Genomic DNA, 2,448 nt, shown 5'->3' with positions numbered 1-2,448 from the left:
AAAAACGCTCATGTAAGTTCAAATGTTTTCCCTTCATACAACAGTATCTCTTATGGGGTCATTACAGTAATTTTATCTATGTATGACCAAGGATTTACTTTGTTGCATTTCGTTTGGGAATTGGCGTCTTTACAAACATGCCAGAAGTAATAGAGATGATTAAAATTGAGATGCGACACTCTCATATCGATTCCTTTTTGTACCACCGATAACTGTTTATATTCCTTATTTTCTGAACATTGGAAGATAAACGATTCATTTCATTTTACCTAAATAAGATACTCTCGCTACAAAAATAAAATATTGTATTGCGAACACAAAAATACTATTTATTTCACGCAAATATAACTTAAAATTAACGTTATCCTGCCTGATTATCTGCTTTAGTGCTAATTGGTTTTTTAGGTAATACACTATTCAATAATAATAATCCTAAGATAGCCGCTAGCGTCGAACCGATTAGGATCCCCAACCGTGCATAAGTACTAAAATTATCTAAACCTTCAAATGCTAAACTGGCAATAAAAATTGACATGGTAAAGCCAATACCACAGAGTACTGAAACAGCAAATATCTGCTTAAGGTTAATTTTGGCGGGTAATTTTGCAACGCCTAATTTTAACGCTAGCCAACTAAACAGAAAAATACCTGTTGGTTTACCAATTAATAAACCTAACGCGACACCGATCGGTAAAGCACTGGCAAGATTAGTTAGTGTAACACCATCAAGTTGTATGCCTGCATTAGCAAAGGCAAATAATGGCAAAATTAAATAAGCAACCCAAGGATGTAAAAGATGTTCTAACTGTTCAGAGGGTGAATTATTTTGTCCCCCTTTAAGCGGTATCAAAAAGCCCACAATGACACCAGCTAACGTTGCATGGATACCTGATTTTAAAATACAAACCCATAAGATGACACCAACAACCAAATAAGCAGAAGTATTTTCAACTTTACGCCAATTCATCCATATTAATACCAATAGAGAAAGCATAGCTAACCCTAATGCCATGATAGAAACAGATTTAGTATAAAAGAGAGCAATAATGATTATTACGCCAAGATCATCAATAATCGCCAACGCCAGTAGAAATACTTTTAACTCTGTTGGTACACGTTTACCTAATAACGCCATGATACCCAATGCAAATGCAATATCTGTCGCCGCAGGGATCGCCCAACCCTGCCGGGCAATTTCATCATTAAAATTAAAAAATAGATATACCAAAGCGGGTAATAACATACCGCCTACCGCAGCAACAACAGGAAATATCGCTTTATCACGACCGGCTAACGAGCCTTCTATCAGTTCTCGTTTAACTTCCAGGCCAACAACCAAAAAGAAAATGGCCATTAAACCATCGTTGATCCACAATAAAAAAGGTTTATCAATATCTAATACGCTGATTTTAACCGCAATGGGAATATTAAGAAATTGCTGGTAAATACCTTGCAATGGGGTATTAGCCATAATCAAAGCTAAGATGGCAGCAATAATTAACAGCACCCCACTTGCTGCTTCTAATTTTAAAAACTGTCGTATAATTGCCGTCATTACTATAACCTCAGTGTTAATTAGCTTAATTAATTTTACGCTAATCCATACAATTCGGAAAACCATTTTTTTTAACGTAAATAATTCGTTTATACCGAGTAGTTACTAACTATTTTGACGCTATTTAGCCGATTAGCTGTTTAAAATTAGGCTAGCATTGAAAAACAATTAGTTAATCTTGGTACTAAAAAAGGTAGGTAATAAAAATCCGATAAGTTTAGTTTTGATAAAACTCCATGATGTTGCAAATAATTGGGTGGTTTTTTGGCTTAATTTTTGCCAAAAAGTTGAACCTACGGCTTCTTTTGTCCCTATCTTATTATTTTGCTTTAATTCCACACTCGCTATAGTTTGTCCTATTTCTTTATCTACTACCAATTCCATTTTTAACTCTGTCGTTCCGCTTTGCAATGGCTGACCGGTTTGATTAGTAACAGTTAATTGTTCATTTTTCTTATCCCTATTTTCTTTTATTTCTTGATAAACCCTAATAAAATATTCTGATTCTTTATCCTTTAATTCTGCGAGTGATCGATTTTGTTCAAGATAACATTCTATTCGATTGAATTCAGCGGCTGTTAAACCTTCTTCTTCATCTTCCTGTTGATATTCTATTGTTGTATGACCAATTTTATTCTCAATATTTGGACTCTTATCATCTATATTACACGAGTTTCGCAGTCTCTAAAAAAGAAGTATAAATTTAAAAACAAGAAAAAATCAGGATGTTCATATTTTGTCCGGTTATCCATGCATTAAAGATATCTATAAAATATTCTTGCAAGTAAGCAGTGTAAGATACTCTAGTTTGGCGTTATCAGAAGTCAGCCCATCGCCTTTATCTCATGACACGGTTAGCCGATGGTTAAAAAGTAGATGTTTCCGCCCTAAAG

The 2,448-nt window shown here is 34.4% G+C and carries 2 protein-coding genes; both read right to left on the bottom strand.

Translation table 11 applies throughout. The annotated features are described in order from the left end of the window. Positions 1 to 361: 361 nt before the first annotated feature. Positions 362 to 1,555 carry a Na+/H+ antiporter NhaA gene (gene nhaA, locus CBG25_RS02105; RefSeq protein WP_290604205.1) on the bottom strand — a complete coding sequence of 398 codons (1,194 nt, stop codon included), beginning with the start codon at positions 1,553 to 1,555 and terminating at the stop codon, positions 362 to 364. Between the two features lie 168 nt (positions 1,556 to 1,723). Beyond that, positions 1,724 to 1,939 carry a hypothetical protein gene (locus tag CBG25_RS02100; RefSeq protein WP_290604204.1) on the bottom strand — a complete coding sequence of 72 codons (216 nt, stop codon included), beginning with the start codon at positions 1,937 to 1,939 and terminating at the stop codon, positions 1,724 to 1,726. Positions 1,940 to 2,448 lie beyond the last annotated feature (509 nt).

Source organism: Arsenophonus sp. ENCA (assembly GCF_002287155.1).
GTDB classification, from domain to species: domain Bacteria; phylum Pseudomonadota; class Gammaproteobacteria; order Enterobacterales; family Enterobacteriaceae; genus Arsenophonus; species Arsenophonus nilaparvatae.
Note: the sequence above shows the minus strand (reverse complement) of the source record. Positions and strands in the feature narration are given on the sequence as shown.